The 26,323-nt window shown below is 70.0% G+C and carries 25 protein-coding genes; 14 read left to right on the forward strand and 11 right to left on the reverse strand.

The annotated features are described in order from the left end of the window. Positions 1-9: 9 nt before the first annotated feature. From treS to E0500_RS27705, 3 genes are read right to left on the reverse strand one after another with little or no spacing between them, the layout of a single operon-like run. Positions 10-1,758 carry a maltose alpha-D-glucosyltransferase gene (gene treS / locus E0500_RS27695; RefSeq protein ID WP_181587152.1) on the reverse strand — a complete coding sequence of 583 codons (1,749 nt, stop codon included), beginning with the start codon at positions 1,756-1,758 and terminating at the stop codon, positions 10-12. Next, positions 1,755-3,749 (reverse strand): alpha-1,4-glucan--maltose-1-phosphate maltosyltransferase, encoded by a 1,995-nt coding sequence (locus E0500_RS27700; protein ID WP_181587153.1) that lies wholly within the window; start codon positions 3,747-3,749, stop codon positions 1,755-1,757. The genes treS and E0500_RS27700 overlap by 4 nt, the downstream gene beginning before the upstream one ends. Positions 3,750-3,809: 60 nt before the next feature. Beyond that, a complete protein-coding gene (locus tag E0500_RS27705; protein WP_131561378.1) occupies positions 3,810-4,118 on the reverse strand; it encodes a DUF5133 domain-containing protein in 309 nt (102 codons plus the stop codon). A 300-nt stretch (positions 4,119-4,418) separates the two neighbouring features. Between E0500_RS27705 and E0500_RS27710 the strand changes: the two genes are divergently transcribed. After that, positions 4,419-4,967, forward strand: coding sequence for a pep a2 (locus E0500_RS27710; protein ID WP_258572957.1), 549 nt, complete (start codon positions 4,419-4,421; stop codon positions 4,965-4,967). After that, positions 4,964-7,114 (forward strand): glycogen debranching protein GlgX, encoded by a 2,151-nt coding sequence (glgX, locus tag E0500_RS27715; RefSeq protein ID WP_131561308.1) that lies wholly within the window; start codon positions 4,964-4,966, stop codon positions 7,112-7,114. The genes E0500_RS27710 and glgX overlap by 4 nt, the downstream gene beginning before the upstream one ends. Positions 7,115-7,178: 64 nt before the next feature. On the opposite strand, the gene E0500_RS27720 is transcribed toward glgX, so the two are convergent. The 7 genes from E0500_RS27720 to E0500_RS27750 form a co-directional block, all read right to left on the reverse strand. Further along, positions 7,179-7,988, reverse strand: a complete 810-nt coding sequence (locus E0500_RS27720) for a VOC family protein (protein WP_131561310.1) — start codon at positions 7,986-7,988, stop codon at positions 7,179-7,181. 308 nt (positions 7,989-8,296) lie between these two features. Continuing rightward, entirely contained in the window at positions 8,297-9,199 is a 903-nt protein-coding gene (locus E0500_RS27725) for an LLM class F420-dependent oxidoreductase (RefSeq protein WP_131561312.1), read from the reverse strand. Between the two features lie 150 nt (positions 9,200-9,349). After that, positions 9,350-10,588: an MFS transporter gene (locus E0500_RS27730; RefSeq protein ID WP_131561314.1), complete on the reverse strand. Its 1,239-nt coding sequence runs from the start codon at positions 10,586-10,588 to the stop codon at positions 9,350-9,352. Beyond that, positions 10,579-11,079 (reverse strand): MarR family winged helix-turn-helix transcriptional regulator, encoded by a 501-nt coding sequence (locus tag E0500_RS27735; protein WP_131561316.1) that lies wholly within the window; start codon positions 11,077-11,079, stop codon positions 10,579-10,581. The genes E0500_RS27730 and E0500_RS27735 overlap by 10 nt, the downstream gene beginning before the upstream one ends. A 19-nt stretch (positions 11,080-11,098) precedes the next feature. Further along, positions 11,099-11,626, reverse strand: a complete 528-nt coding sequence (locus E0500_RS27740) for a DUF2269 domain-containing protein (RefSeq protein ID WP_131561318.1) — start codon at positions 11,624-11,626, stop codon at positions 11,099-11,101. A gap of 219 nt (positions 11,627-11,845) precedes the next feature. Then, positions 11,846-12,829 carry an aldo/keto reductase gene (locus E0500_RS27745; protein ID WP_131561320.1) on the reverse strand — a complete coding sequence of 328 codons (984 nt, stop codon included), beginning with the start codon at positions 12,827-12,829 and terminating at the stop codon, positions 11,846-11,848. 30 nt (positions 12,830-12,859) lie between these two features. Next, entirely contained in the window at positions 12,860-13,720 is an 861-nt protein-coding gene (locus E0500_RS27750; protein WP_131561322.1) for a fructosamine kinase family protein, read from the reverse strand. 51 nt (positions 13,721-13,771) lie between these two features. Here E0500_RS27750 and E0500_RS27755 point away from each other — a divergent pair, with 51 nt between their 5' ends. The 10 genes from E0500_RS27755 (at position 13,772) to hemC (ending at position 22,711) form a co-directional block, all read left to right on the forward strand. Further along, entirely contained in the window at positions 13,772-14,368 is a 597-nt protein-coding gene (locus E0500_RS27755; RefSeq protein ID WP_131561324.1) for an MBL fold metallo-hydrolase, read from the forward strand. A 77-nt stretch (positions 14,369-14,445) separates the two neighbouring features. After that, positions 14,446-14,997: an RNA polymerase sigma factor gene (locus E0500_RS27760; protein WP_131561326.1), complete on the forward strand. Its 552-nt coding sequence runs from the start codon at positions 14,446-14,448 to the stop codon at positions 14,995-14,997. After that, on the forward strand, positions 14,994-15,824 hold the full coding sequence (locus E0500_RS27765; RefSeq protein ID WP_131561328.1) for a zf-HC2 domain-containing protein: 831 nt from the start codon (positions 14,994-14,996) through the stop codon (positions 15,822-15,824). The genes E0500_RS27760 and E0500_RS27765 overlap by 4 nt, the downstream gene beginning before the upstream one ends. A gap of 41 nt (positions 15,825-15,865) precedes the next feature. Further along, the gene (locus tag E0500_RS27770; protein ID WP_131561329.1) at positions 15,866-16,675 is read left to right on the forward strand and encodes an ABC transporter ATP-binding protein; all 810 of its coding nucleotides are present in this window, start codon (positions 15,866-15,868) and stop codon (positions 16,673-16,675) included. Next, positions 16,672-18,006 (forward strand): hypothetical protein, encoded by a 1,335-nt coding sequence (locus E0500_RS27775; RefSeq protein WP_131561331.1) that lies wholly within the window; start codon positions 16,672-16,674, stop codon positions 18,004-18,006. Before E0500_RS27770 ends, E0500_RS27775 begins: the two co-directional genes overlap by 4 nt. Further along, positions 18,006-18,566: a hypothetical protein gene (locus E0500_RS27780; protein WP_131561333.1), complete on the forward strand. Its 561-nt coding sequence runs from the start codon at positions 18,006-18,008 to the stop codon at positions 18,564-18,566. The genes E0500_RS27775 and E0500_RS27780 overlap by 1 nt, the downstream gene beginning before the upstream one ends. A gap of 187 nt (positions 18,567-18,753) precedes the next feature. Continuing rightward, a complete protein-coding gene (locus tag E0500_RS27785) occupies positions 18,754-19,203 on the forward strand; it encodes a hypothetical protein (RefSeq protein ID WP_131561335.1) in 450 nt (149 codons plus the stop codon). A gap of 283 nt (positions 19,204-19,486) precedes the next feature. Further along, positions 19,487-21,076 carry a S8 family serine peptidase gene (locus E0500_RS27790; protein WP_258572959.1) on the forward strand — a complete coding sequence of 530 codons (1,590 nt, stop codon included), beginning with the start codon at positions 19,487-19,489 and terminating at the stop codon, positions 21,074-21,076. A gap of 130 nt (positions 21,077-21,206) precedes the next feature. Then, a complete protein-coding gene (locus tag E0500_RS27795) occupies positions 21,207-21,656 on the forward strand; it encodes a DNA-binding protein (protein ID WP_131561339.1) in 450 nt (149 codons plus the stop codon). Between the two features lie 119 nt (positions 21,657-21,775). Continuing rightward, positions 21,776-22,711 (forward strand): hydroxymethylbilane synthase, encoded by a 936-nt coding sequence (hemC, locus tag E0500_RS27800; RefSeq protein WP_131561340.1) that lies wholly within the window; start codon positions 21,776-21,778, stop codon positions 22,709-22,711. A gap of 33 nt (positions 22,712-22,744) precedes the next feature. Here the strand turns inward: hemC and E0500_RS27805 are convergent, their stop codons facing one another. Further along, on the reverse strand, positions 22,745-23,662 hold the full coding sequence (locus tag E0500_RS27805) for an SMP-30/gluconolactonase/LRE family protein (protein WP_131561342.1): 918 nt from the start codon (positions 23,660-23,662) through the stop codon (positions 22,745-22,747). A gap of 97 nt (positions 23,663-23,759) precedes the next feature. Here E0500_RS27805 and E0500_RS27810 point away from each other — a divergent pair, with 97 nt between their 5' ends. Next, positions 23,760-24,197 (forward strand): Lrp/AsnC family transcriptional regulator, encoded by a 438-nt coding sequence (locus E0500_RS27810; protein ID WP_131561380.1) that lies wholly within the window; start codon positions 23,760-23,762, stop codon positions 24,195-24,197. Positions 24,198-24,254: 57 nt separating this feature from the next. After that, a complete protein-coding gene (locus E0500_RS27815; protein ID WP_131561344.1) occupies positions 24,255-26,300 on the forward strand; it encodes an NAD(+) synthase in 2,046 nt (681 codons plus the stop codon). Positions 26,301-26,323: the final 23 nt, after the last annotated feature.

Below are 26,323 nucleotides of genomic sequence, written 5' to 3' on the forward strand. Positions count from 1 at the left end.
CGAGCTCGCTCAAACTTCTTGGCGGGCGCGGGGAGCGACTCGGGAGAGCCGGAACCAGTAGAAGCCGTGGCCTGCGAGGGTGAGGAGGTAGGGGAGTTCTCCGATGGCGGGGAAGCGGACTCCTCCGATGAGTTCGACGGGGTGGCGGCCGGTGTAGGTGCTGAGGTCGAGTTCGGTGGGTTGGGCGAAGCGGGAGAAGTTGTGGACGCACAGGACGAGGTCGTCGGTGGTGTCGTCGGTGGTGTCGTCGGTGGCGGGGGCTTCGCGGAGGAAGGCGATGACGGCGGGGTTGGTGGAGGGGAGTTCGGTGTAGGAGCCGAGGCCGAAGGCGGGGTTCTGTTTGCGGATCTCGATCATGCGGCGGGTCCAGTGCAGCAGTGACGAGGGGGAGGACATGGAGGCTTCGACGTTGGTGACCTGGTAGCCGTAGACGGGGTCCATGATGGTGGGCAGGTAGAGGCGGCCGGGGTCGCAGGAGGAGAAGCCGGCGTTGCGGTCGGGTGTCCATTGCATGGGGGTGCGGACGGCGTCGCGGTCGCCGAGCCAGATGTTGTCGCCCATGCCGATTTCGTCGCCGTAGTAGAGGATCGGGCTGCCGGGGAGGGAGAGGAGCAGGGCGGTGAAGAGTTCGATCTGGTTGCGGTCGTTGTCGAGGAGGGGGGCGAGGCGGCGGCGGATGCCGATGTTGGCGCGCATGCGGGGGTCTTTGGCGTATTCGGCCCACATGTAGTCGCGTTCTTCGTCGGTGACCATTTCGAGGGTGAGTTCGTCGTGGTTGCGGAGGAAGATGCCCCATTGGCAGTGGGTGGGGATGGCGGGGGTTTTGGCGAGGATTTCTGAGACGGGGTAGCGGGATTCGCGGCGGACGGCCATGAAGATGCGGGGCATGACGGGGAAGTGGAAGGCCATGTGGCATTCGTCGCCGCCGGTCTGGTAGTCGCCGAAGTAGTCGACGACGTCTTCGGGCCATTGGTTGGCTTCGGCGAGCAGGACGGTGTCGGGGTAGTGTGCGTCGATTTCTTTGCGGACTCGTTTGAGGAATTCGTGGGTGGCTGGGAGGTTTTCGCAGTTGGTGCCTTCTGCCTGGTAGAGGTAGGGGACGGCGTCGAGGCGGAAGCCGTCGATGCCGAGGTCCAGCCAGAAGCGGAGTCCGGCGAGCATTTCCTGCTGTACGGCGGGGTTTTCGTAGTTGAGGTCGGGTTGGTGGGAGAAGAAGCGGTGCCAGTAGTACTGCTTGCGGACGGGGTCGAAGGTCCAGTTGGAGGCTTCGGTGTCGACGAAGATGATGCGGGCGTCCTGGAACTGTTTGTCGTCGTCGGCCCATACGTAGTAGTCGCCGTAGGGTCCGGTGGGGTCTTTTCTTGATTCCTGGAACCAGGGGTGCTGGTCGCTGGTGTGGTTCATGACGAAGTCGATGATGACGCGCATGCCGCGTTGGTGGGCGGCGTCGACGAATTCCACGAAGTCGGCGAGGTCGCCGAATTCGGGGAGGACGGCGGTGTAGTCGGAGACGTCGTAGCCGCCGTCGCGGAGGGGGGATTTGAAGAAGGGGGGCAGCCAGAGGCAGTCCACGCCCAGCCATTGCAGGTAGTCGAGTTTGGCGGTCAGTCCTTTGAGGTCGCCGACGCCGTCGCCGTTGCTGTCCTGGAAGGAGCGGACAAGGACCTCGTAGAAGACGGCGCGTTTGAACCACTCCGGGTCCCGGTCCTTGGCTGGAGTGTCCTCGAAAGTGTCCGGGACTGGCTTGTTCACGGTCATGGAGTTCCTGACCCTCCGCTCTGCGCCGATGACGACCGCCGCACGTGGAAGACGTGTGCGGGTGCCAGGCCGGGTTCGAGGCGCACGTAGTTGTTTCTGCCCCAGTGGTGGATCTCGCCGGTGAGCTCGTCGTGGACCAGCATGGGCTCGTGCCAGTCCAGGCCGAGTTGCGGCATGTCCAACGAGACCGTGGCCTCGTGGGTGTGGTGGGGGTCGAGGTTGGTGACCACGAGGACCGTGTCCGAGCCGGTGCGCTTGCTGTACGCGATCAGGGCGTCGTTGTCGGTGCGGTGGAAGCGCAGGTTCCTGAGCCGGCGCAGGGCGGGGTGGCGTCGCCGGATGCGGTTCAGGGACGTGATGAGGGGTGCGATGCTGCGTCCCTCGCGTTCGGCGGTTTCCCAGTCGCGGGGCGTGAGTTGGTACTTCTCGGAGTCGAGGTATTCCTCGCTGCCCTGGCGGAGGGGGGTGTTCTCGCACAGTTCGTAGCCGCTGTAGACGCCCCAGGCCGGTGACAGTGTGGCGGCCAGTACGGCGCGTACCTCGAAGGCGGGGCGGCCGCCCTGCTGGAGGTAGGCGTGGAGGATGTCGGGGGTGTTGACGAAGAAGTTCGGCCGCATGTAGGAGGCCGCGTCCCCGGACAGTTCCGTGAGGTACTCGGTCAGTTCCTGCTTGGTGTTGCGCCAGGTGAAGTAGGTGTAGGACTGCTGGAAGCCGGTCTGGGCCAGGGTGTGCATCATCGCGGGGCGGGTGAACGCCTCGGCCAGGAAGATCACGTCCGGGTCGGTGCGGTTGACGTCGGCGATGACGCGTTCCCAGAAGACGACCGGTTTGGTGTGGGGGTTGTCCACGCGGAAGATCCGCACCCCGTGGGCCATCCAGTGCCGCAGGACGCGCACCGTCTCGGTGACCAGGCCGTCCATGTCGGCGTCGAAGGCGATGGGGTAGATGTCCTGGTACTTCTTCGGCGGGTTCTCGGCGTGGGCGATGGTGCCGTCGGGGCGGTGGTGGAACCACTCGGGGTGCTTGTCCACCCAGGGATGGTCCGGGGAGCACTGCAGGGCGAAGTCCAGCGCGATCTCCATCCCCAGCGACCGGGCCTCCTCCACGAAGTCGACGAAGTCGTCGAGGGTGCCCAGGTCGGGGTGGACGGTGTCGTGGCCGCCCTCGGGGGAGCCGATGGCCCAGGGCACGCCGACATCGCCGGGCTCGGGGGAGAGGGTGTTGTTGCGGCCCTTGCGGAAGGTGCGCCCGATGGGGTGGATCGGGGGCAGGTAGACGACGTCGAAGCCCATGGCGGCGATCGCGGGCAGCCGCCGGGCGGCGGTACGGAACGTGCCGTGCGGGCACTCGGGCGTGCCCTCGGAGCGCGGGAAGAACTCGTACCACGACCCGTACAGGGCGCGTTCCCGCTCCACCAGCAGCGTCAACTCCTCCGAAGCGGTGACCAGTTCCCGCAACGGATGCCGCGCGAGGACCTCATCGACCTCGGGCGTCAACGCGCCCGCGAGACGCACAGCCGCCTGACGCGTCTCGTCCCGCAGAACGTCCACGGCGGTCAGGACCGCGTCACGTGCCGCGCCCTTCGGTACTCGGGCGGCGGCCCGCTCGTACAGCTCGGCGCCTTCTTCGAGTACCAGGCCGGTGTCGATGCCGGCCGGAATCTTGATGTCCGCGGTTCGGCGCCAGGTGGTCACCGGGTCGCTCCAGGCCTCCACGCGGTACGTCCACAGACCGGCCTCACGCGGCGTGACATCCGCGCCCCAGCGGTCGGTGCCGGGCGCCAGCTCACGCATCGGCGTCCACGGGCCCGTACGGCCGTTCGGGTCCCTCAGGACGACATTGGCGGCGACGGCGTCATGACCCTCACGGAACACCGTCGCCGAGACCTGGAAGGTCTCCCCCTCGACGGCCTTCGCCGGGCGTCTGCCGCACTCGACGGCCGGCCGGACACCCCGTACCGGGATGCGGCCGATGGCCGGAGTCGACCTCATGCGTTTCACCTCCGCCGTGTTCGAGCCGGGCTCTGAGCCGAAAGCCGTGCCCGACGGTTCCTACCTCCCTGATGTGCTGCCTCCCGGCCGGGAACGGCGGCCTGGAGGAGGGCCGCGTCTGCCCACGTGCCGCTGCTGCGACTGGCCGTTCTCCCGCAGATACGCGACCAGGTTGGACCGCAGATAGAGCTCGGCGGCATCAACGGCCTCCCGGGCGCAGCGCTTGCCCATCAGGACGCACAAGGTGTAGCCCGCGTCCTCGAAACTCGCCCTCGCCGTCCGGTCGGTCGGGGCCGCGAGCATCACGCGTTCCCACGCCCGGTACCGCTCCAGGTGCCGGGCGACCTCGGCTTTGGCGGGCAGCAGCATGGCGCCGGTCACCTTTCCACGCTCTCGACGGGCACGGTCTCCCGGATGACCGGGCCGAGGCCGTGCAGGCAGGGGTGCCGGCCCGTCACGGGGGCCGAGACCTTCACTCATGGTGCATGGTTGACGACTCAGCGTCTTGTTGGAGCTTCAACTACCCCATTCGTCGCTCGTGTTGCACGAATGGCGTAGCACTCCCACTCTGGAGTAACTCAGAAGCGATCGGCGCTCACGCCCCGTGTCGGGGTTCGGTCCGCAAGGGCGAGGACGGGCGAGAGCTGCGCAGGTGAGGAGCCAACGACGATGAAGACCGCAGTGCCCTGCTACTACCACCTCGACGTGGAAGTGAGCCCGGAACGGGTCGGACAGGTGAGGCGCATCATGGCCGCCCACCTCCGGTACTGGGATCTGGAAACCCTCGTCGAGCCCGTCTGCCAGGGCGCGGAGCTGCTGCTGCGCGCCATCGACGAGCACGCCACGGACAAGAACACGTCGATCGAGATGTGGTGGAACCGCCAGTACGTCATCACCGCCTTCGGCCAGAACGACCGGGAGCTGTGGCCCGACCAGGACCTGCGGGCGTGCCTGGTGGGCATCGCCGCGCTGAGCGACGGCTGGGGCTGCTGTGCCACAGCCGCCGGCAGCAAGGTCATCTGGTTCTCGCAACGGGCCCGCGCCGGCGAACGGGCGCCTCTGGTCCCGACGGCACCCACCCCGACGGAGCGCGAGGCCCTCCGGGTGCCTCGCGAGATGCCGGTCCCCGTGCTCGTCGGCCCGGAGGGCGGGGTGCCGGTTCCGGCCCTGACCGGCCACGAGGGTGCTGTGCCGGACGAGTGGGACGAGGCGCGGTGACCGTGCGACCAGGCCGGAAAGGGGTGCCCGTCTGGAGCGGACACCCCTACCCGCTGGGCGCCGCCTTCGACGGTGCGGGCACCAACTTCGCCCTGTTCAGTGAGGTCGCCGAAGGGGTCGACCTCGTCCTCGTCGGCGACGACGGCACCTCCCGTTCCGTCCCGGTCACCGAGGCCGACGGTTTCGTGTGGCACTGCTACCTGCCCGGCGTCGGACCCGGGCAACGCTACGGCTACCGGGTGCACGGCCCCTGGCACCCGTCCGCGGGCCACCGCTGCAATCCGGCGAAACTGCTCCTCGACCCGTACGCCACAGCGGTGGACGGGCAGGTCGACGACCACCCCTCGCTCTACGAGCGAGCCCCGGCCGGACCCGCCCCCGGCGACAGCGCCGGGCACACCATGCTGGGTGTGGTGACCGACCCGGCCTTCGACTGGGGCGACGATCGGCCTCCCCGGCGGAGTTACGCCGAAACGGTGATCTACGAGGCCCATGTCCGGGGCCTGACCCGCACGCATCCGGAGGTCCCCGCCGAACTCCGCGGGACCTACGCGGGCCTCGCGCACCCCGCGATCCTCGACCACCTGACCTCACTGGGCGTGACCGCGATCGAGCTGATGCCGGTGCACCAGTACGTCCAGGACGGCGTCCTGCAGGGCCGCGGCCTGTCGAACCACTGGGGCTACAACACGATCGGCTTCTTCGCCCCGCACAACGCCTACGCGGCCCACGGCACCCGCGGCGAACAGGTCACAGAGTTCAAGTCCATGATCAAGGACCTGCACGCGGCCGGCCTCGAAGTGATCCTCGACGTGGTCTACAACCACACCGCCGAGGGCAACGAGAAGGGCCCCACGCTCTCCTTCCGCGGCATCGACAACGCCTCGTACTACCGACTGGTGGACGGCGACTGGGCCCACTACTACGACACCACCGGCACCGGCAACAGCCTGCTCATGCGCCACCCGTACGTCCTCCAGCTGATCATGGACTCGCTGCGGTACTGGGTCACCGAGATGCACGTCGACGGCTTCCGATTCGACCTCGCGGCGACCCTGGCCCGCCAGTTCCACGAGGTGGACCGGCTGTCGGCGTTCTTCGACCTGATCCAGCAGGACCCGGTGATCAGCAGGGTCAAGCTCATCGCCGAGCCCTGGGACGTGGGCGAGGGCGGATATCAGGTGGGGAACTTCCCGCCCCTGTGGTCGGAGTGGAACGGCAAGTACCGTGACGCCGTACGGGACTTCTGGCGCGGCGAGGAGCACACGCTCGGCGAGTTCGCCTCCCGTCTGACCGGCTCGGCGGACCTGTACGAGCACAGCAGGCGCTGCCCGCGCGCCAGCATCAACTTCGTGACCGCGCACGACGGGTTCACCCTGCGTGACCTCGTCTCGTACAACGACAAACACAACGAGGCCAACGGCGAGAACAACCGGGACGGCGAGAGCACCAACCGCTCCTGGAACTGCGGAGCCGAGGGCCCCACGAACAACCCCCGTGTCCTCACCCTGCGCGCCCGCCAGCAACGCAACTTCCTCGCCACCCTGTTCCTGTCCCAGGGCATCCCGATGCTCTCCCACGGCGACGAACTGGGCCGCACCCAGCGCGGCAACAACAACGCCTACTGCCAGGACAACGAGGTCTCCTGGATCGACTGGCGGCTGACCGGCGAACAGCGCGAGCTGGTCGACTTCACCCGCGGTCTCATCGCCCTGCGCGCGGCCCACCCCGTCCTGCGCCGCCGCCGCTTCTTCCACGGCGACACCTCCACCCGTGTCGGCCGGCCGCTGCCCGACCTGGTGTGGCTGCTGCCGGACTCCCGCGAGATGACCGACGCGGACTGGCAGCGCTCCGACGCCCACTCCGTCGCCGTCTTCCTCAACGGCGACGCCATCGCGGAACGCGACCCGTACGGTCGGCGTGTGCTGGACGACTCCTTCCTGCTCCTGCTGAACGGCTACTGGGAGCCCATGACCTTCCGCCTGCCGGACGTCACGTACGGCGAACGCTGGAGGACCCGGATCGACACCGCCGCCCCGCAGGGCACCCCGGACGAGACGGAACGCAAGGCGGACACGGAGATCCTCGTCGAGGCCCGGGGCCTGGTGCTGCTGTCCCGGCCGTCCAGGACAGTACGGGGACGGTGAGCAGCGCCGCGACGACGGGGGAGTACCGAGGGGTGCCGGAGCGGGGCGGAACGTGGGCGGGCGGTCAGTCGTCCTGATCCATCTGCCCGGTCACCGTGAACTGGGCGCCGTCCGGGTCACGGAGGACGGCCTCGGCCTCGCTCTGCCGGAGTACGGTGCCGCCGTTCTTCTCCACCGCCTTGGCGCAGGCCGCCACGTCGGAGACCGCGAAGTGGACCTGCCAGTGGGGCCGGATCGTGGGGTCGGGCGCCGCCTCCAGCGCCCCGGAGCTGATCCGGGCCACGACCGTGCCCCGGCTGCGCAGCACGACCTCGTTGCCCTCGTAGTGGACCTCGCAGCAGCCCGGCCGTTCCGTGGCCCAGTCCAGGACCTGGCCGTAGAAGATCGCGGCGTCGAAGGCGTCCCGGGTGTGCAGCTTGATGAAGGCCGGAGCGACCCGGCGCCAGGCCTCCCAGTCGGTGAAGAGGTCGCCCTCCCAGATCCCGAAGGTGGCCCCGTCGCGGTCGGCCAGCAGAGCCGCCCGACCCGGTGGGAAGGAGAGCGGCCCGACCGCCACGGTGCCCCCGCGCTCCCTCGCCCGGGACACGGCATCGTCCGCACTGGGCACGGCGAAGTACGGCGTCCACGCGACAGCCACCTGCCACATCGTCGCCACCCCGGCGATTCCCGCGACCGGCGCACCGTCCTGCAGCGCGATGCGGAACCGGTCCCCGAGCTTCGCCGTCCGCCACTCCCACCCGAGTACCGCGTGGTAGAAGTCCTCCGTGGCCCGCATGTCCCGGCTGGTCAGGCTCACCCAGCAGGGAGCTCCGAACACGGAATGGGAGGAGACGGCGTCCGCTGCCCCGCTGGTACATGTCGTGTCGTGATTCATGGCAGTAGCGTCCTGGTCTCGTGGACCGGCCCGCACCGGCAGGACACCAGTGTCCGGCCTGACTCGGTACCGGCGCCTGCCGAGTACCCCGGGAATGCCAACGAAACGGACGCTGGAGCGGGCCCGGCGTCAACCGGTCCGGACCAGTGTGCTCATCCGGGTGGCGTCTGGTCGTGCGGGTGACAGGAGCCGGTGCGGTCCTCTGAACGAGTGACCGGCGACCCGGAACGCGAGCATCACGTCCATGCCCCGGCTGCTTCGTCCGTGGTCGCCGGATCGGTCTTCCGTGGTCGTGGGACCGGACCGGTCTAGTTCAGCAGATCCGCCAGGCGGCGCCAGGCAGCGCGGGGGAGGGCGTCGCGCGGCTGGTCGTCGACGACCTGGAGGGCCACGTGGTCGGCTCCCGCCGCGTGGAGGGCGTCGATGCTCGCCCTCACACGGTCCTGGTCGCCCCAGGCGTACACGGCGTCGACGAGCCGGTCGCTGCCGCCGCCCGTGAAGTCGTCCTCGGTGAATCCGAGCCGCAGGAAGCTGTTGGTGTAGTTCGGCAGTCCCAGGTAGAGGGCGAGGTAGTCGCGGGCGATCGCACGGGCGCGGCCCGGGTCCGTCTCCAGGACCACCTTCAGTTCCGGCGCCAGCAGCGGGCCGTCCCCCAGGATCTCGCGGGCCTGCGCGGTGTGCTCGGGCGTGACCAGGTACGGGTGCGAACCGGCGGCCCGGTCGCGGGACAGCTTCAGCATCTTCGGCCCGAGCGCCGCCAGCACCCGTCGCCCGGCCGGCACACCGGCGGCGTCCAGCGCGTCCAGGTAACCCACCATGGAGGAGTAGGGGCGACGGTACTGGTCGCTCAGCCGCGCGTGACTCACTCCGAGGCCGAGCAGGAAACGGCCGGGGTGGGCGGCCTCCAGATCGGCGAACTGCCGGGCGGAGTCGGCCGCCTCGTAGTCCCAGATGCTCTGGATGCCGGTGGCGACGGTCACCCGCTCGGTCGCCTCGACGAGCGGCACGGCGTGCCGCACCCCGGGGCTGCCGCCCAGCCACACGGCCCCGAAGCCGAGCTCCTCGATCTCGGCCACCGCCTCCGCGAGCTCACCACGCCGTGCGGGCTCCTCAGCCCGCAGCCCCATGCTCCAGATGCCGTACCGCCCGACGGCCTCCTTCGCCGCGCTGCCGTGATCCACAGCGGTGACGTTCCCGATCGATTCCGACATCGATTCCGATCCCTCCGCGCTCGATGCTGCGTCGTAACAACTGACCCAGCTGATCCATCTGATCCAGTCGTGCCAACCGGAGGATGCCTCAGGGTAGTCCCGGACCGGTGACCGTTTCCGAGGACGGCGTGTCGGACGCTCGATGGACGATCACCTGGGCGCGGGCGTCGCAGGCGTCCGGCGCAGCCCCGGGGTGGTGGCTCCCACCATGGCGACAGCGCCGAGGCAGAGCAGGCCGCCGCTGATGAGGGCAGTTGTTCCCGTCGTGGCGTCCGCGACGAGGCCGCCGCGCAGGTTGCCGATGTCGGGGCCGGCCTGCCCGACGACCTGCTCAGCGGCACTGACACGTCCGAGCAGTTCGTTCGGCGTGTGCATCTGGACGATCGTGCTGCGGGACACCACGGAGACGGTGTCGGCGGCGCCGGCCAGGACGAGGAAGGCCAACCCGGTCCATGGATCCGGTGACATGCCGAACAGCGTGAGTGCCGCGCCCCATGCGGCGGAGCCGCCGAGCATGACCAGGCCGGGGCGGGGGAGCCGGGTGAAGGTTCCGGAGAGGAGGGAAGCGATGGTGCCGCCGACGGCTATGGCGGTGAGGTAGAGCCCGAGAGTCCGCGGATTGCCGCCGAACCGTTCCGAGTTGATGAGCGGGAACAGGCTGATCGGCATGGACAGCACGGTGGTGGCCAGATCGGTGACCAGGGCGCCGCGGATGACGGGAGTCCTGACCAGGAAGGCCAGGCCGTCCAGGACTCCGCGGAGGCCCGGCCGGGCGGGCTCGCCTCCGGGCTTCATCCGTGGCAGACCGAACGCACCGTAGAACGCCGCGGCAAAGGTGACCGCGTCGATCACATAGCAGGTACCGACTCCCAGCCCACCCGTGATCAGCCCGCCCAGGGCGGGCCCCGCCAGCATGGCCCCCTGGAAGGCGATCCGCCGCAGGGCCAGTCCGGCAGCCAGCTGGTGCTCGGGCAGAAGGTGCGGGATGAAGGTACGGGATGCCGGGCCGCCGCCGGCGGTGAAGCAGGACTGAGCCGCCACCAGCAACAGCACTCCGCCGACCGGCACGTTTCCGAGGAAGCCCTGAAGCGCGAGCAGAAGCGAGCAGACGGCTTGCCCGCCGGTCGTGAACAGGTAGAACTTCCGCCGGTCGACCCGGTCGACGACCGATCCGGCGAAGAGGCCGAGCGTGACGAGCGGGATCGCCTGTGCCAGGCCCACCGCGCCGGTCCACGCGGTGCTCCCGGTCGTCTGCCAGATCTGGAACATCACGGCGACGGCCGTCATCTGGCTGCCGAGCCCGGAAAGGGTCTGACCGATCCACAGCCGCCGGAACGGCGGCGACGACCGCAGCGGTGTCACATCGAGCCATATGTGTCTCAGCGCCACGCGGAGTCCTGGGCCAGCTTCTCGGCGATCCGGTCGTGAAAGCTCTTGCGCTCCAGGGCTTGCTCGATGTCGGTGACCACCCGGCTGAGCGGATAAGGGATCTCCGCCTCGATCTCGGCGAGGGCGGCCTCGGTGGCCCGCCACTCCGCCGCCAGTCGGCCGACGACACTACGGGCCTTCTCTGTGAGCGTCACCTTCTTGCTGCGCGCGTCGTCACCGGCGACGGTCTGAACCCAGCCGGCCGCGCGCATCGCGGCCACCTTCTGACTGAGTGCCGAGTGTGTCCGGTCGACCGACTCGGCCAGTTCCCTGATGGACATCGGCCCGTAGGCATGGAGTCGGAGCAACTCCATCACGAAGCTCGGCTTGAGCCCTTCGATCTGCCCTTCGGAGTAGATCCGGGCGATGTCCGCGTCCATCGATGCCTGGAGGAGGCGCAACGGCCGCCAGAGGCTCTGCTGGGTGGGGTCGGCTGCCTGGGGTTCGGTCATGAAGGGATCGTAACAGTGCTTATATAAGTGCTGTTATGTTTTTCTGCCTGCGGGCGGGCGTGCGCAGCCTGCGGCCCCTTCGCGTCAGCCCCCAGGGTTTGAGGACGGAGATCACGGTCATGAAGACGTACGCGGACAGGGACACGATCGGCCCGTACAGGACGTCGCCGGCGTCGGGCAGGGGCCGGCCCGCGGCGACGGCGGCGACCGCGGAGTTCACCCCGGGGCGCAGCGCGAAGACCGTTGCGGTGGTCGTGGCCAGGGTCAGCCAGAACTTCGTGTAGACCCACCGGTGCCTGGCCAGTCCCCACACGGTGCCCAGGGACAGCACCAGACCACTGAGGAGTGTCAGGAACGCGACGGGGAGCAGGAGCCAGTCGGCGAAGAGCTTCATGGCGCGGACGGAGGACTCCACGGTCACCTCGGACCCGGTGGTGGCCGCGGCGATCCCGAGCGCGAGCAGCCCGAGCGTGAGCCCGAGCCAGCCGGCGGAGGCGGCCACATGGACAACGAGGAGAGCCCGGCGTGCGGGTCGGTTCAGTTTCACCCGGCTCACGGTGCCGGGCGGGAGCGCCGAGGACGTCTGACGGCGGGAGTAACCGCGCGTACTGGCCTCGGAGTAGAGGGCGCGACGTCATCTCGTCGATGTGGCGGGGTTGTTGCCGCGCTCGGGAAACACGGAGATAACACGGAGATACGTCGTCCGCCCGCGGAAGTGGCCGAAGCAGCCCTTTCCACGGGCGGACGGAGTCAACCCTTGTGTGGCCTACCAGCGGCCTTCCACCTGATCCTTGATCCTGCGGTCGTACAGGTCCTGGATCGCGGTGAGCGTTGCGTCGGAGAGCGGCGCCAGCTCGGCGGCGGCCGCGTTGGCCCGGACCTGCTCGGGCGAACGGGCCCCGGGGATCACGGTGCTGACGCCCGGCTGCTGGATGATCCAGCGCAGCGCCGACTGGGCCGGGGTGTACCCCTCCGGCGCGAGGGCGGAGAACTCGGCCGCCGCCTCGACGCCCGCCTCGAAGTCGACGCCGGAGAAGGTCTCGCCCTGGTCGAAGGCCTCCCCGTGCCGGTTGAACGTCCGGTGGTCGTCGGCGGCGAAGACCGTGTCCTTCGTGTACTTGCCCGACAACAGGCCGGAGGCGAGCGGCACCCGGGCGATGATGCCCACCCCCGCCTTCTCGGCCGCCGGGAGAACCTCCCGCAGCGGCTTCATCCGGAACGGGTTGAATATGATCTGCACGCTCGCCACGTTCGGTCGCGCGATCGCTGTCAGCGCCTCGGCGGTGGTCTCCACGCTGACGCCGTACGCGGCGACGCGCCCCTCGTCGACGAGAGTGTCCAGGGCGTCGAACACCTCGTCCGACGAGTAGACGGGCGTCGGAGGGCAGTGCAACTGCACCAGATCGATGCGGTCGACGCCGAGATTGCGCCGGGACCGGTCGTTCCAGGCACGGAAGTTGTCCAGGACGTAGTTCTGCGGGATCTGCTCCACGCGACGGCCCATCTTCGTCGCGACCAGCACCTGCAGATCGGGCCGGGCGCGCAGGAACGCGGCGATGGTCTGCTCGCTGCGCCCGTCCCCGTACACGTCAGCCGTGTCGAAGAAGGTCACCCCCGCCTCGGCCGCCGCCTCCAGCACCGTCAGGGCGTCCTTGTCGTCGATGTCCCCCCAGTCGGCCCCCAACTGCCAGGTGCCGAGCCCCACGACCGACACCTGCTGACCCAACCTGCCGATTACACGCTGATCCATGCGATCAGTCTGTCATCCGCCGTGACGGCGTCAGCGGGTCAGGGTCGCTCGGGCCGCCGCCAGGGACTGCTCGGCGTAGCCGCGGCCGAACAGCACGGTGTGGACCAGCAAGGGGAACAACTGGTGCAGTGGGATGCGGTCGGTCCAGCCGTCGGCGAGCGGCGCCGCGTCCTGGTAGCCCTCCAGGATCAGGTCCAGGTGGGGACAGCCGAAGAGGTGGAGCATCGCCAGGTCGGTCTCGCGGTGTCCGCCGTGGGCGGCCGGATCGATCAGCCAGGCATGTCCGTCGGCGCCCCACAGCAGGTTGCCGTTCCACAGGTCGCCGTGCAGCCGGGCGGGCGGCTCGGCGGGACCGGCCAGCTCCGGCAGCCGTTCGCAGACACGCTCCACCACGGCGGCCTCGCCGGCACGCATGATGCCGTCGTCCACCGCGCGGCGCAGGTAGGGCAGCACCCGGTGCTCGGCGTACCAGCGGGGCCAGTCGTCTCCGGGAGTGTTCCGCATCGGAGCGAGCCCGATGTACGCCTCGCCGGGGCCGTCCGGCGGCGCGGCACCGAACGCCGCCGCGCCGGCGGAGTGCAGGGCGGCCAGATCACCGCCGAACCGGACCGCCGTCCGCCGGTCGGGCCGGCCGTGCGGGACGCGCTCGGTCACCAGCCAGTGGGCGTCGTGGCCGTACACGGCCGGGACACGGACCGTCCCGGCGTCGCCCAGCCAGCGCAACCCCGCCGCCTCGGCACGCACCGCACCGGGCCCGTCCCCGTACTTGACCATCACGACCTGGCCGCCGTCGAGGGTGACTTCGCTGAGCGTCGCCGACAGCGGGCGCTCACCCCTCACCGGGCGCCCGGTGAGCCGCTCCGCCGCTGACCCCGGGTTCTCGCTGCGCACGGCCACCAGGGTACGGCCGCATACCGTTCGCTGGGCGTACGTTGGGACGCCATGCGGATCACGAAGTACACCCACGCATGCGTACGGCTCGAACACGAGGGCCGGGTTCTGGTCATCGATCCCGGCACATGGAGCGAGCCACGCGCCCTGACCGGCGCGGACGCCGTACTGGTGACGCACGAACACGCCGATCACATCGATGTCCTTCGCCTGGCCGGGCTCGGCGTGCCCGTCCACGCCCCGGCCGACGCGGACATCGCCGGACTGCGGGTCACCGGGGTGTCCTCCGGCGAGGAGTTCACCGCCGCCGGTTTCCGCGTACGGGCGGTCGGTGGGCGCCACGCGTTCATCTACGGCGGCCAACCGGACTGTCCGAACCTCGGCTATGTCATCGACGAGGCGGTCTACCACCCCGGTGACTCGCTGCACGTCCCCGAGCAGCCGATCGAGACGCTCCTGGTTCCGGCCCAGGGGTCGTGGATGAGGACCGCCGAGTCGATCGACTTCGTCAAGGCGGTCGCACCCCGGCGGGCGTTCGCGATACACGACGCCCAGATCAACGACCGCGGCCTCAGCAGCGTCAACGGCTGGCTCGCTCAGGAGACCGACCACGGCTACCGGTATCTGGCCCCCGGGGAATCGCTGTGAGGGGCATCACAGTCAAGGAGTGAACCCGCGGGGACGTGCTGAACGACCGCCCTGATGTGTGGAAAAGAACGGCCGTCATGGGGCGGTTGGACGAGGAAGGCCTGCTGCGCCGGGTGGCCAGGGGCGACCGCGCCGCGTTCGAGGAGTTCTACCGCCGTACCTCACCGTGGCTCGCGGTGCGGCTGCGCCGCCGTTGCGCCGACGAACAGATCGTGGGCGAGGTGCTGCAGGAGACCTATCTGGTGGTGTGGCGAGCGGCGGGCTCGTTCGTCGGTGGCGCGGCCGGCGGCAGTGCGCTGGGCTGGCTGTGGACGGTGTCCGCCCGGCGACTCGTCGACGCCTTCCGCTCCGAGGGGCGACACCGGACCAGCGTCCGGGCGGCAGCCTCCGCCGACTCCGCCGAAGCGGACACCCCCAGCGCCGAAGAGACGCTGCTGGAGTCGACCCTGTCCGGTGACGTCGGCGACGCCCTCGCCGCCCTGGCACCCGAACTCCGCCAAGTACTCCAGGCGTTGGTCCTGGACGGACTGAGCGTCCGGGAGACGTCGGCGCTGCTCGGCATACCAGAAGGAACAGTCAAGACGCGGGCCCGGCGCGCGCGGTTGGCCATGCGGAAGGCGATGTCATGACCGGGACCACGGGACCACACGCCGCGCGCGACCTGATCACCGCCTACGTCACCGGGGACACCACGCTGTCCGCGGACACGGAGTGGGCGCTGGAAGCGCACCTGGAGAACTGCGGCCGGTGCAGACGCCACGTGGCCGAGGCGGTCACGACGCACACGCCCGCGGTGAACACACTCCTGGACGACGTGTGGGTCGAAGTGGACGCGACGGCACTCGACCGGCCCGCACCGGTGCGTTCCCCACTGCTGCACAAGGTACGCCGCTGGGCGCCGCCCTCGCAGCTGCCCTGGCTGCTGATGAGCGTGCTGGTGATCCTCTCCGCGCTCGGCATCGACATGCTCGCCCGAGGCAAGACCGTACCCTCACTGGTCCTTCTGCTCTCTCCGGTGGTTCCGCTGCTCGGCGTCGCGGCCGCCTGGACACAGCGGCTGGACCCGATGAGCGAGTTGACCGTGACCACACCACGTGCGGGGCTGCGACTGGTGCTGCGGCGCACGGCCGTGGTGCTGGGGGCGGTGATCCCGGTGCTGGCCGTGGCCGGGGGCGTCGTCGGAGTGTCACCGGCCCTGTGCCTGCTGCCCTGTCTCGCCTTCACCGTCGGCACCCTCGCGCTGGGCACGGTGACCGGCGTGCGGCGCGCGGCGGAACTGCTGGGCACGGCGTGGGTGTTCGTGGCGATCATCCCCAGTCTGTTCACCGCCCGTCTGTCCGTGCTGCTGGCACCGCAGAGCCTGCCTGTCTGGGCACTGGCGCTGACGGTGTCCGCGCTCGCGATCACCGTACGAGCCCGTGCCTTCACGACCCTGCCCGGCACCGAACTGCCCTGAGACACACGAGACCCCCGACCAACCGACGAACAGGAGACACGATGGTGCGTGCGGTGACCTCCGCCGACCTGGCGCCCACCACATACGCCTGGCACATACACGCCCGGGACCTACGCGTGCGGGCCGGACGCCGCACGGCGGTCGACGGCCTCGACCTACGGCTGGGCCAAGGCGTGCACGGACTGCTCGGCCCCAACGGCGCCGGCAAGACGACACTCATCCGCTCGCTGGCGACCGTGCTGCAACCGACAGGCGGCGAACTGGAGTTGCTGGGCCGGCGCATCGGTGGCCGGACCGACCTGCGTCCGCTGCGGAAGAGGATCGGGTACCTGCCGCAGGAGTTCGGCTACTACCCGCGGTTCACCCTGCGCGAGTTCGTGGAGTACATGGCCTGGCTGAAGAAGATGGACGCACGTCAGGTTCCCGACGCGGTGCAGCGGGCGATCGAGCGCGTCGGACTCGCCGATCGCGCCCATGACCGGATGAAGACGCTGTCCGGAGGCATGCTGCGCCGTGCCGGTATCGCGCAGGCGATCGTGAACGATCCGGACGTGCTGCTGCTGGACGAGCCGACCGTGGGCCTGGATCCGGCGCAACGCCTGGAGTTCCGCACGCTCCTGCGTGATCTCGGCGAGCAGGCGTGTGTGCTGGTGTCCACCCATCTGGTCGAGGACGTCGCCGCGTCCTGCACCAACGTCGTGCTCGTCGACGAGGGCCGGATGGTGTTCCAGGGGACACCCGAGGAGGTGGCCGCCCTCGGCGACGCGCGGGACGTCGGGGACAGCCCGATCGAGCGCGGCTACACCGCCCTCCTCGCTCGCCCCCGTACACGGCGGGAGGCGGGCCGATGACGATGCGGATCCTGGGCACGGAGCTGCGCCGCTCCGCCGCGCCCGTCAGCGGCGCGCTCATCGCCGCACTCGGGGCCGCCGGACTGTGGTCACTGGTCCTGTCCAGCCAGGGGGAGTTGTGGGACGCGCAGTGGACGATGCTGGCCGCCTTCCAACGGATCATGCTGGTCCTGCTCTGGCCGCTGGCCCTCGGCTCAGGTGCCTGGCAGGCCCGGCGTGACCGGCGCTGCGGCATGGAGGAGTTGCTCGGCACCACGGCGCTGCCGGCCTGGCGGCGAACGCTGCCCGGCGCCGTCGCACTGGCGCTCTGCCTGATCCTCGGCTACCTGCTGACGCTCGCCGCGGGCGCGGTCCGGGTCGCCGGCCGAACCGACTACCTGTCCGGTGACTGGCTGCCCATCACGGCCGTGGGAGCACTGACCCTGGTCGCGGCCGGATGGCTGGGCATGGGTGTCGGACGGCTCCTCCCGTCGGTCTACACCCCTCCGGTACTGGTGGTGGCGGGCTTCCTGGCGCTGCTCCTTCCGGTCCAGCTGTCCAAGTCCTCGGAGCCCGGCTCCGTCTCCCTGCTGGCGCCCAACCTCACCACGAACTTCGACGAGTTCACCACGATCGTCGGCTCGGTGAGCCTGGCGCAGTCGCTCTGGTTCACCGGCCTGGCGGGCAGCGGGCTGCTCCTGCTCATGGCCGCCCGGGGCCGCACGGCTGCTGCCGTCGCGCCGGTGCCCGCGCTGCTCGGCCTCGTCCTGGCGATGCCGCTGCTGGGTGCCGCGCCGGCCGCCGGCCTGCAGCGCGACGAGGGCGCGACGGCCAAGGTCTGCACCCACGACGGCGGCCCCACGGTCTGTGTGACCAAGGCGCACGAGCGGGGCCTGCCCGAGCTGGTCGGACCGGCCCGCCGCGCGCTGACACTGCTGGCGAAGCTGCCCGACGCACCCACCTCGGTGCACGAGGTCACCGGCGACCGCCCCGGCCCACAGCCTGCCCGCGAGGTGTGGCTGCACTCCGACAACTACGTACTCGGCCGCGGCTGGGCCGCCGACAGCGAGGACGCCCTGGTCGTGAGCATCCTCGCCGGTGCGGGCACCCGCCCCTGCGAACCCGTCGCCTGCGGTGCGCGCGCTGTCGCAGGCGCGTGGCTGTACGGCCGCTATCCGGCGCCGGGCCAGACCGTTCTCCCCGGCGAGGAAGCGGACGCCCGGGCCACGGCGTGGCGGGAGTTGAGGGCGCTGCCCGCCCAGGAGCAGGCGCGCCGGATCACCGCCGTACGCGAGGCAGGGCTGACCTGCCGGGGAGACCTCGCCGCGGCGCTGGCCGAGGACGCTTCCTGATGCGCCTTCTCACGCTGTACCTGAGGTCACGTCAGGTTCCCGTCGCCTTGGGCGTGGCGGCGGTCGCAGTCGCCGTGGTGGCCCTGCTCGGAAACGCCCCCGAACGCCCGCTCCAGACACGCGTCTTCGCCGTACTGGCCCTGGGCCTCGGTCTGGGCGTGCTCGGCAACGGCCTCGGCGGTGCCGCCGCCGCGCTGGAACGTACGGCGGCGACCCGCTGGGCCTACTGGCGCACAGCTCATGTCGTGGCCGTCGCCCTCGTGGTGTTCGCGGTCGCGGCCGCTTCGAGTGACGCACCGACGGCCATCGTCCTGCGTGCCACGGCCGGCCTCGTCGGACTCACCGCCCTGGCGGCTGCCGCGCTGGGCCACCAACTCGCCTGGACCCTGCCGACCGCAGGGGCGGGAGCCGCCGCGGTCGTTCCCCCTCTCACGGAACCGGCGTTCCTGAGGGTGCTCACCTGGCCCATGCAGCCATCGGACAGCACGACCGCCTCCGTGGTCGCCGCGGTTCTGGCTGTCGGAGGCCTGATCACCTATGCCGCCCGCGGCAGCCGTTGAGTCACGGCGCTGCGGTCGGGGGGCGCGCAGGCGCAGCCCTCCAAGCACGGTCCTCCAAGCGCAGTCCTCGGATTGCGGCTGTGTCGCGGCCGACTTAGCTTCATGAAAGTCGTCGTATACGACAAAGCCGATATATGCGATGTCGGCTTTCCGCGTGGTGGCATTGAACGGAGCATTCATGTCGGTCATGACCGGTACCCAACCCATGCAGCAGGCCGGGGGACAGCAGATCGCCCAGCTGGTCCACCAGACCATCCAGCAGGCGTGCCAGCAGACGGCCCAGCAGGTCGCTCAGCAGGTGCAGCAGACGTTCCAGCAGATCCAGCAGGTCCAGCAGCAGCTCCAGCAGCAGGGCATGGCCCAGCAGGCGCACCCGTACCTGGCCCTGGCGCTGCACCGCTCGCTGGCCTCGGGCGTGCGGCACGCGGTGGAGCAGTCCGTGCAGCAGGCGCTGCCGAACGCGATCGTGGCGCTGCTCCAGCAGAGCCAGCAGGGCCAGCAAGGGCAGCAGGGGCAGCAGCAGTGGGGCGGTGGGTTCGGCCAGATGGGCCAGCAGCACCAGCAGCAGCCGTTCGGGCAGTACCAGCAGCCAGGCTTCGGCATCGGCCAGATGGGCCAGCCGTTCGGTATCGGCTGACCTGAGGGCGGCGCGATGCGGTGTGCCCGGAGTTACCGGGCACACCGCATCAGCGTGTGAGCGCGAGCCGCCCCGTCGCCCGATCAGAAGGTCAGTTACGCCCAGGTACGACGTAAGCGTGGTGAAGGTGGACGTGATGGTCAAGGAAAGGCCCGGAAACAGCCGCGCAAGCGGGTCCGAGGGGGGCGCCGGGGGAGGGCGCGAACCCGAGGGCAGACAAGCGGAACCACGGGAGAAAGGCGCGCGGTCACCGGTCTCCGTGCAGCCGCGCCGGGAGCGGTACATGGTGACACCGCTGCCCCAGCATCTGCTCCCACCCGGAGTGTCCGAGCTCAGCGTGGACGAGGTGTGCGACCGGCTGGAGCGGATGCCCGAGGTCAAGGTGATCCGCAAGCTCCAGCCGTCGGAGAAGCTCCGGGCGGCCGGGCTGCACCCCTCCTGCCCGGACATCGCGGTGGTGGAGGCAGCCGAGTCCCAGGTGCCGGCGATGCGATCGCTGCACGTACACATCGAGCCGGACCTGCCGCTGTCCGGAACCGGGCCCACGGCCGCGGCGACCGCGGGCATCCTGCCGCTTCGCGACCCGGGGCTGGTCATGCCGATGGACGAACCCGTGGAGATCTCGTTGCGGGTGTGCGGGCCGGAGGGTGAACCGCTGGCCGGAGCGGGGGTGTTCCTGATCGGAGCGACATGGCCGGGGCAGGGGATCACCGGGGCCGACGGGAAGGTCACCGTCGCACTGGCCACGGAGACCCCGGAGTCCATCCAGTCCCTGTACGTCCGGCCCACGGGCGGTTACCTGGACCGCTGGATCCATCGCCCGGAACTGTCGGTGAGCCAGGAGAACCTGGTCACCCTCACACCGCTGGGCAAGGTGGCACCGGGGCTGGAGGAGAGGCAGCAGTACGGCTGGGGCCAGAAGGCCATGCGGCTGGACCGGCTGCCTCCCACGTTCCGCGCCTTCGGAGTCAAGATCGCGCTCATCGGTTCGGGTGTCGCCGCCGACCACCCCGATCTGAAGGAACGGGTGCGCTCCGGGATCGGTCTCGGCCCGGGCAAGGAGCCGAGCTGGGCCCGCGACCGGGTGGGTACGGGTACGCACGCGGCGGGCATCATCGCCGGAGCGGACACCGGCACGGGTCTGGTCGGCATCGCGGTCGACGCCGAGATCGAGGTGTGCCAACTGCTGCCGGACGGCTGTTTCAGTGATCTGATCGCCGCCCTGGACTACTGCATCGAGCGCGAGATCGATATCGCCCACATCGCGCTGGCCACCTCGTACTCGTCGGCCCTGGTCTCACGCAAACTCGCCGACGCCAATGCAGCGGGTATCGCCTGCGTCGCCCCGGCGGGCGACACGGGCGGGCCGGTCGCCTTCCCCGCTTCGCTGCCCACCGTGTTCGCCGTGGGTGCGCTCGGAGTCTTCGGCTCCTACCCGCCGGATACGTCACAGGCCACCCATTCGGGCTCGCAGCTGACACCGGAAGGACTGTTCGCCGCGCCGTTCAGCTGCTACGGCCCCGGAGTCGACGCGGCCGCCCCCGGCGTGGCGGTCCTGTCGTGTTCCCCACAGGGCGGCTACGCGGCCCTCGACGGCACCGGCACGGCCTCGGCCCATGTCGCCGGCCTCGCTGCCCTCGTGCTCGCCCACCACGAGGATCTCCACGGGCAGCTGCTCCCCCGTGGACCGGGCCGGGTCAACCATCTGTTCGAACTCGTCGCCGCCAGTTGCCGCAGGCTGGCCACCCCGGGAACCACGGAGGCGGCCCGCGTGGGACGCGGCATGCCCGACGCCCTCGTCGCCCTCGGCCTGGCCCCGGGAGTGCAACTCGCTCCGGCTCTGTCCCCCTACACACCCTCAATGGCCAGTTAGCCCCACATCACCGAGCGGCGTCCGTCCTGGGAGGGACGGGCGCCGCTCGGTCGCGAAACAGCCATCGATTGAACAAGTTGTTCACAACGTTCAGTTGACATCGGTACGTTCGTTGCCGCATCCTGAGGTCATGACCGTCACCCCTGATCCGCCCACCGACCCCTTCACGCCGCCACAGCCTGAGCAGGCGCGCGCGCAACGCGTGTACGCGTCCCTGTTCCGCATCGCCGAACGGCACGCGGCCACAGACGAGCAACGCCGCCGCCAGGTCCACCCTTCGGTCCTCGGACCGCATGAAGCCGTCCGGCTCGTGTCGTTCCTGCTCAGTGGGGCCGCACAGCCGGATGACGACGAACCGGAGGTGGATCAGGCCGATATCACCGCGGCGTTGAGCCTCGTCCCGCTGGTTCGCGGAGAGATGGACGAACTGGAAGCCGGACTGCTCCAGATGGCGCGCGGCCGCGGCATGACCTGGCAGGAGATCGCCTTCGGGCTCGGGCTCGGCACTCCGCAGGCCGCAAGGCAGCGGTACGAACGACTGGCCAGTCGCGCCGGCGCCGACACGGAGGGTGCGGAGTAGCCGGGTGCCTCCGAGGTCGAGCGCACACCCGATCGAGAACTCCGACTTCTGGGTCACACCCGAGCCGGACCACCGGATTGCTCCTCGGGGCCCGCGGGTGAGGGCCTAACGTGGACGGCATGACCGCCTCCGAGCTGATCCGCATCGTCTCCCGTGACTCGCCCATGGCGCTCGCCCAGGTGGAGCGCGTCCGTGCCGAGCTGGCCGCGCTTCACCCAGGCATCCGCACCGAGGTCGTGCCGGTGAAGACGACCGGCGACAAGTGGATGGGCGACCTCGCCAAGGTCGAGGGCAAGGGGGCGTTCACCAAGGAGGTCGACGCCGCCCTTCTCGCCGGGCAGGCGGACCTCGCGGTGCACTGCGTCAAGGACATCCCCGCCGACCGCCCGCTCCCCGCCGGAACCGTCTTCGCCGCGTTCCTGAAACGCGACGACATCCGCGACGCCCTCGTCCACCCCGGCGGGCTCACCCTCGACGAGCTGCCGGACGGCACTCGCATCGGCACCTCCTCCGTGCGCCGCATCGCCCAACTGGCCGCTTCCCACCCCCACTTGAGTTGCGTCCCCATGCGCGGCAATGCCAACCGGCGCCTCGACAAACTCGCCGCCGGTGACGCCGACGCCCTTCTGCTGGCCGTCTCCGGCCTCGAACGCATCAACCGCCCGGACGTCATCAGCGAGGTCCTGCCGGCCGACGTGATGATGCCCCCGATCGGTGCCGGAATCCTCGCCCTCCAGTGCCGCGAGGACGACACCGGCCTCATTGACACCGTCAGCGCCCTCGGCCATCCCGACACCCATCGCGAGGCCACCGCCGAGCGCATGTTCCTCCACGTCCTCCAGGGGCACTGCAACTCGCCGATCGCCGGTTTCGCCAAGGTCGGGCAGGGCGGCGAACTGTCCCTGCGCGCCTGCGTGTTCACCCCCGACGGCAAGACCGTCCTCAACGCCCACGAATGGGCCGGCCGTCTCGACCCGGCCACCCTGGGCACCGCGGTCGCCGTCACCCTCCTGCGCCAGGGCGCCCGCGAGTTGATCGACTCGATCCCCCACTGACGGGACGGCGCCGGCGGCACGGTCGTAGGGCTGTCACAGCACCCGGGGCAGGCCCGTCACGGACATCATGAGTGAGTACAGCGAGGTCGTCGCCGTGATGAACAGCCGGTTGTTCTTCGGGCCGCCGAACGCGATGTTGGACACCGGCTCGGGCACATGCAGCTTTCCGATGAGGGTGCCGTCGGGGTGGTAGCAGTGCACCCCGTCGTCGAACGCGGCGGCCCACAGCCGCCCCTGGTCGTCGCAGCGGATGTTGTCGAAACCGTCGTCGGCGCGCTCGGCGAAAACCCTGCCCTGCGAGAGGGCGCGATCGTCCTGCACGTCGAAGACCCGGATCTGTCCGGCTTTCGTGTCGGCGACGTACAACAGCTTCTCGTCCGGTGAGAAGACCAGGCCGTTCGGTCCGCCGAAACCGTCCGCGACCCGATCGACCCCGCGCGTCACGGGGTCGATCCGATAGACGTCACAGCTGCCGATCTCACTCTCGGCACGGTGCCCCTCGTAGTCGCTGGTGATCCCGAAGTCCGGGTCCGTGAACCAGACCGACCCGTCGGAGCGTACGGCGGCGTCGTTCGGGCTGTTGAGACGCCTGCCCTCGAAGCGGTCGGCGAGCACGGTGAGGCGGCCGTCGTGCTCGGTGCGGGTGACCCGGCGGTTGCCCTGCTCGCAGCTCACCAGCCGGCCCTCACGGTCGAGGGTGTTGCCGTTGACGTGCCCGGCCGGGGAGCGGAAGACCCCGATCACGCCCGTTGTCTCGTCCCAGCGCAGCAGGCGGTCGTTGGGAATGTCGCTCCAGATCAGCTGCCGCCAGGCGGGCAGATAGAGCGGCCCCTCGGCCCAGCGGCAGTCGGAGTGCAGCCGCTCCAGCCGTGCGTCGCCGTTGGCGCATCTCCCGGTAAGAAACCGCTCGTCCAGAACCTCGTACAGATTTTTGACCAGATCGCCGGACATGGACTATCCCTCCCTCGGGGCAGCTGAATTTCATTCGGTGTGATCTTAGTGTGTCCGAACCGGATATCGTGAAGGCATGGGGATGGTCAACGGGATCGTGGACGACGTCGACAGAGCACTGATCGCAGAGCTTCAGCGTGACGCCACACAGGCCTACGCGACGCTCGGAAAAGTGGTCGGCCTGTCAGCCGGCGCGGCTCATGATCGCGTACGCAAGCTCCGTGAACGCGGTGTCATCCGCCGCACGACCGTGGACGTCGACCCGACCGCCCTCGGGCGCGGTGTGCTCGCCTTCGTCATGGTCGACTCATCGGCCTGGATGGGGGACGCGACCGAATCCTTCGCCGCCATCCCCGAGATTCAGGAAGCCCACATCATCGCGGGCACCGCCTCCGTCCTCGTGAAGGTGCGCACGGCCACCACGGAGCAGTTGCAGGACGTCCTGCGGCGGCTCTACCTGATCGAGGGCGTGAGCGGGACGCAGGCGACGGTCGTACTGGAGACCTTCTTCGAAAGGCCGGTCCGCGCCGACTGACGTTGCTGAGTGACATGCTCAGCCACATGGAGCTGCCGGGAAGGGGCACTTCGCATCGTGAACTTCTGGTCGATCTATCAGCACGGCTTCGCGCGGATCGCCGCGTGCACAGGCCATGCGGCCATCGCTGACGCGCCCGCCAACGCGGAGGCGGTCCTGAGGCAGGGGCGCCAGTGCGCACAGGAGGGGGTCGCTGTCGCGGTGTTCCCCGAGCTCTGCCTGTCCGGCTACTCGATCGAGGACCTGCTGCTGCAGGACGCGCTGCTCGACGAGGTCGAGGCGGCGGTCCAGGCCGTGGTGGCCGGGTCGGCCGAGCTGCTGCCGGTACTCGTCGTCGGCGCCCCGCTGCGCCACCGCAACCGCATCTACAACTGTGCGGTGATCGTGCACCGCGGGCGGATCCTCGGCGTCGCGCCCAAGTCCTACCTGCCGAACTACCGCGAGTTCTACGAACGGCGGCAGATCGCCGCAGGCGACGACGAGCGCGGCGGGACGATCCGCGTCGGCGGCGCGACCGTGCCGTTCGGCACAGACCTGCTCTTCGCGGCCGAGGACGTCCCCGGCCTGGTGCTGCACGCGGAGATCTGCGAGGACATGTGGGTGCCGGTGCCCCCGAGCGCGGAGGCGGCGCTGGCCGGAGCGACCGTACTCGCCAACCTCTCGGGCAGCCCGATCACGGTCGGGCGGGCCGAGGACCGGCGGCTGCTGTGCCGCTCGGCGTCCGCACGCTACCTCGGCGCCTACGTGTACGCGGCGGCCGGTCTGGGCGAGTCGACCACCGACCTGTCCTGGGACGGCCAGACCATGATCTACGAGAACGGCGTCCTGCTGGCCGAGACCGACAGGTTCCCGCAGGGCGATCAGTACGCCGTGGCCGACATCGACCTCGACCTGCTGCGGCAGGCCCGCCAGCGGATGGGAACCTTCGACGACAACCGCCGCGCCCACGCCGCCCGCACCAGCGGCTTCCGGCAGGTGCCGTTCCGGCTCGACCCGCCCGCGACCGACCTCGGACTGCGCCGCCGCATCGAGCGGTTCCCGTTCGTGCCGGCCGACCCCGCCCGTCTCGCCCAGGACTGCTACGAGGCCTACAACATCCAGGTCGCGGGCCTGCAGCAGCGCCTGGCGGCGATCGGCGGCCCGAAGATCGTCATCGGAGTGTCGGGCGGCCTCGACTCCACGCACGCGCTGATCGTCGCCGCCCGTGCCATGGACCGTGCGGGCCGCCCCCGCAGCGACATCCTGGCCTTCACGCTGCCCGGTTTCGCGACCGGCGAGCACACCAAGGGCAACGCCCACAAGCTGATGCGCGCGCTCGGTGTCACCGCGGCCGAACTGGACATCACGCCGACCGCCCGGCTCATGCTCCAGGAGATGGAGCACCCGTTCTCGTCCGGCGAGCCGGTGTACGACGTGACCTTCGAGAACGTGCAGGCCGGGCTGCGCACCGACTACCTGTTCCGGCTGGCCAACCAGCGCGGGGGCATCGTGCTCGGCACCGGTGACCTGTCCGAGCTGGCGCTCGGCTGGTGCACCTACGGCGTCGGCGACCAGATGAGCCACTACAACGTCAACTCCGGCGTGCCGAAGACGCTCATCCAGCACCTCATCCGATGGGTCATCAGCAGCGGCCAGTTCGACGAGGAGACCAACGAGACACTGGCCGCGATCCTCGACACCGAGATCAGCCCGGAGCTCGTACCGGGCGAGGAACTGCAGTCCACCGAGTCCAAGATCGGCCCGTACGCGCTGCACGACTTCACCCTCTTCCACGTACTGCGCCACGGACTGCGGCCGTCGAAGATCGCCTTCCTGGCCTGGCACGCCTGGCACGACCGGGACGCCGGCGCCTGGCCGCCCGGGTTCCCCGAGGCCGAGCGCGTGGCGTACGACCTGCCGGAGATCTGGCACTGGCTGGAGTACTTCTGCCGCCGCTTCTTCGGGTTCGCGCAGTTCAAGCGCTCGGCCATGCCGAACGGGCCGAAGGTCCTGGCCGGTGGTTCCCTGTCGCCCCGCGGCGACTGGCGCGCACCGTCGGACGGTACGGCGAAGGCCTGGCTGCGAGACCTCGCCCGCTGGGACGTGCCGCGCGCCGGAGAGTAGCCGGTGCGGGTGACGGAGCCGGA

Origin of the sequence: Streptomyces sp. KM273126 (assembly GCF_004337435.2) — a bacterium.
GTDB lineage: Bacteria > Actinomycetota > Actinomycetes > Streptomycetales > Streptomycetaceae > Streptomyces > Streptomyces acidicola.

What these genes read in the sequence shown, in the direction of transcription:
- treS (WP_181587152.1), bottom strand. Translation starts at nt 1,758, where the DNA reads ATGACCGTGAACAAGCCAGTCCCGGACACTTTCGAGGACACTCCAGCC.
- E0500_RS27700 (WP_181587153.1), bottom strand. Translation starts at nt 3,749, where the DNA reads ATGAGGTCGACTCCGGCCATCGGCCGCATCCCGGTACGGGGTGTCCGG.
- E0500_RS27705 (WP_131561378.1), bottom strand. Translation starts at nt 4,118, where the DNA reads ATGCTGCTGCCCGCCAAAGCCGAGGTCGCCCGGCACCTGGAGCGGTAC.
- E0500_RS27710 (WP_258572957.1), top strand. Translation starts at nt 4,419, where the DNA reads ATGAAGACCGCAGTGCCCTGCTACTACCACCTCGACGTGGAAGTGAGC.
- E0500_RS27720 (WP_131561310.1), bottom strand. Translation starts at nt 7,988, where the DNA reads ATGAATCACGACACGACATGTACCAGCGGGGCAGCGGACGCCGTCTCC.
- E0500_RS27725 (WP_131561312.1), bottom strand. Translation starts at nt 9,199, where the DNA reads ATGTCGGAATCGATCGGGAACGTCACCGCTGTGGATCACGGCAGCGCG.
- E0500_RS27735 (WP_131561316.1), bottom strand. Translation starts at nt 11,079, where the DNA reads ATGACCGAACCCCAGGCAGCCGACCCCACCCAGCAGAGCCTCTGGCGG.
- E0500_RS27745 (WP_131561320.1), bottom strand. Translation starts at nt 12,829, where the DNA reads ATGGATCAGCGTGTAATCGGCAGGTTGGGTCAGCAGGTGTCGGTCGTG.
- E0500_RS27755 (WP_131561324.1), top strand. Translation starts at nt 13,772, where the DNA reads ATGCGGATCACGAAGTACACCCACGCATGCGTACGGCTCGAACACGAG.
- E0500_RS27760 (WP_131561326.1), top strand. Translation starts at nt 14,446, where the DNA reads ATGGGGCGGTTGGACGAGGAAGGCCTGCTGCGCCGGGTGGCCAGGGGC.
- E0500_RS27765 (WP_131561328.1), top strand. Translation starts at nt 14,994, where the DNA reads ATGACCGGGACCACGGGACCACACGCCGCGCGCGACCTGATCACCGCC.
- E0500_RS27770 (WP_131561329.1), top strand. Translation starts at nt 15,866, where the DNA reads ATGGTGCGTGCGGTGACCTCCGCCGACCTGGCGCCCACCACATACGCC.
- E0500_RS27775 (WP_131561331.1), top strand. Translation starts at nt 16,672, where the DNA reads ATGACGATGCGGATCCTGGGCACGGAGCTGCGCCGCTCCGCCGCGCCC.
- E0500_RS27780 (WP_131561333.1), top strand. Translation starts at nt 18,006, where the DNA reads ATGCGCCTTCTCACGCTGTACCTGAGGTCACGTCAGGTTCCCGTCGCC.
- E0500_RS27785 (WP_131561335.1), top strand. Translation starts at nt 18,754, where the DNA reads ATGACCGGTACCCAACCCATGCAGCAGGCCGGGGGACAGCAGATCGCC.
- E0500_RS27790 (WP_258572959.1), top strand. Translation starts at nt 19,487, where the DNA reads ATGGTGACACCGCTGCCCCAGCATCTGCTCCCACCCGGAGTGTCCGAG.
- E0500_RS27795 (WP_131561339.1), top strand. Translation starts at nt 21,207, where the DNA reads ATGACCGTCACCCCTGATCCGCCCACCGACCCCTTCACGCCGCCACAG.
- hemC (WP_131561340.1), top strand. Translation starts at nt 21,776, where the DNA reads ATGACCGCCTCCGAGCTGATCCGCATCGTCTCCCGTGACTCGCCCATG.
- E0500_RS27805 (WP_131561342.1), bottom strand. Translation starts at nt 23,662, where the DNA reads ATGTCCGGCGATCTGGTCAAAAATCTGTACGAGGTTCTGGACGAGCGG.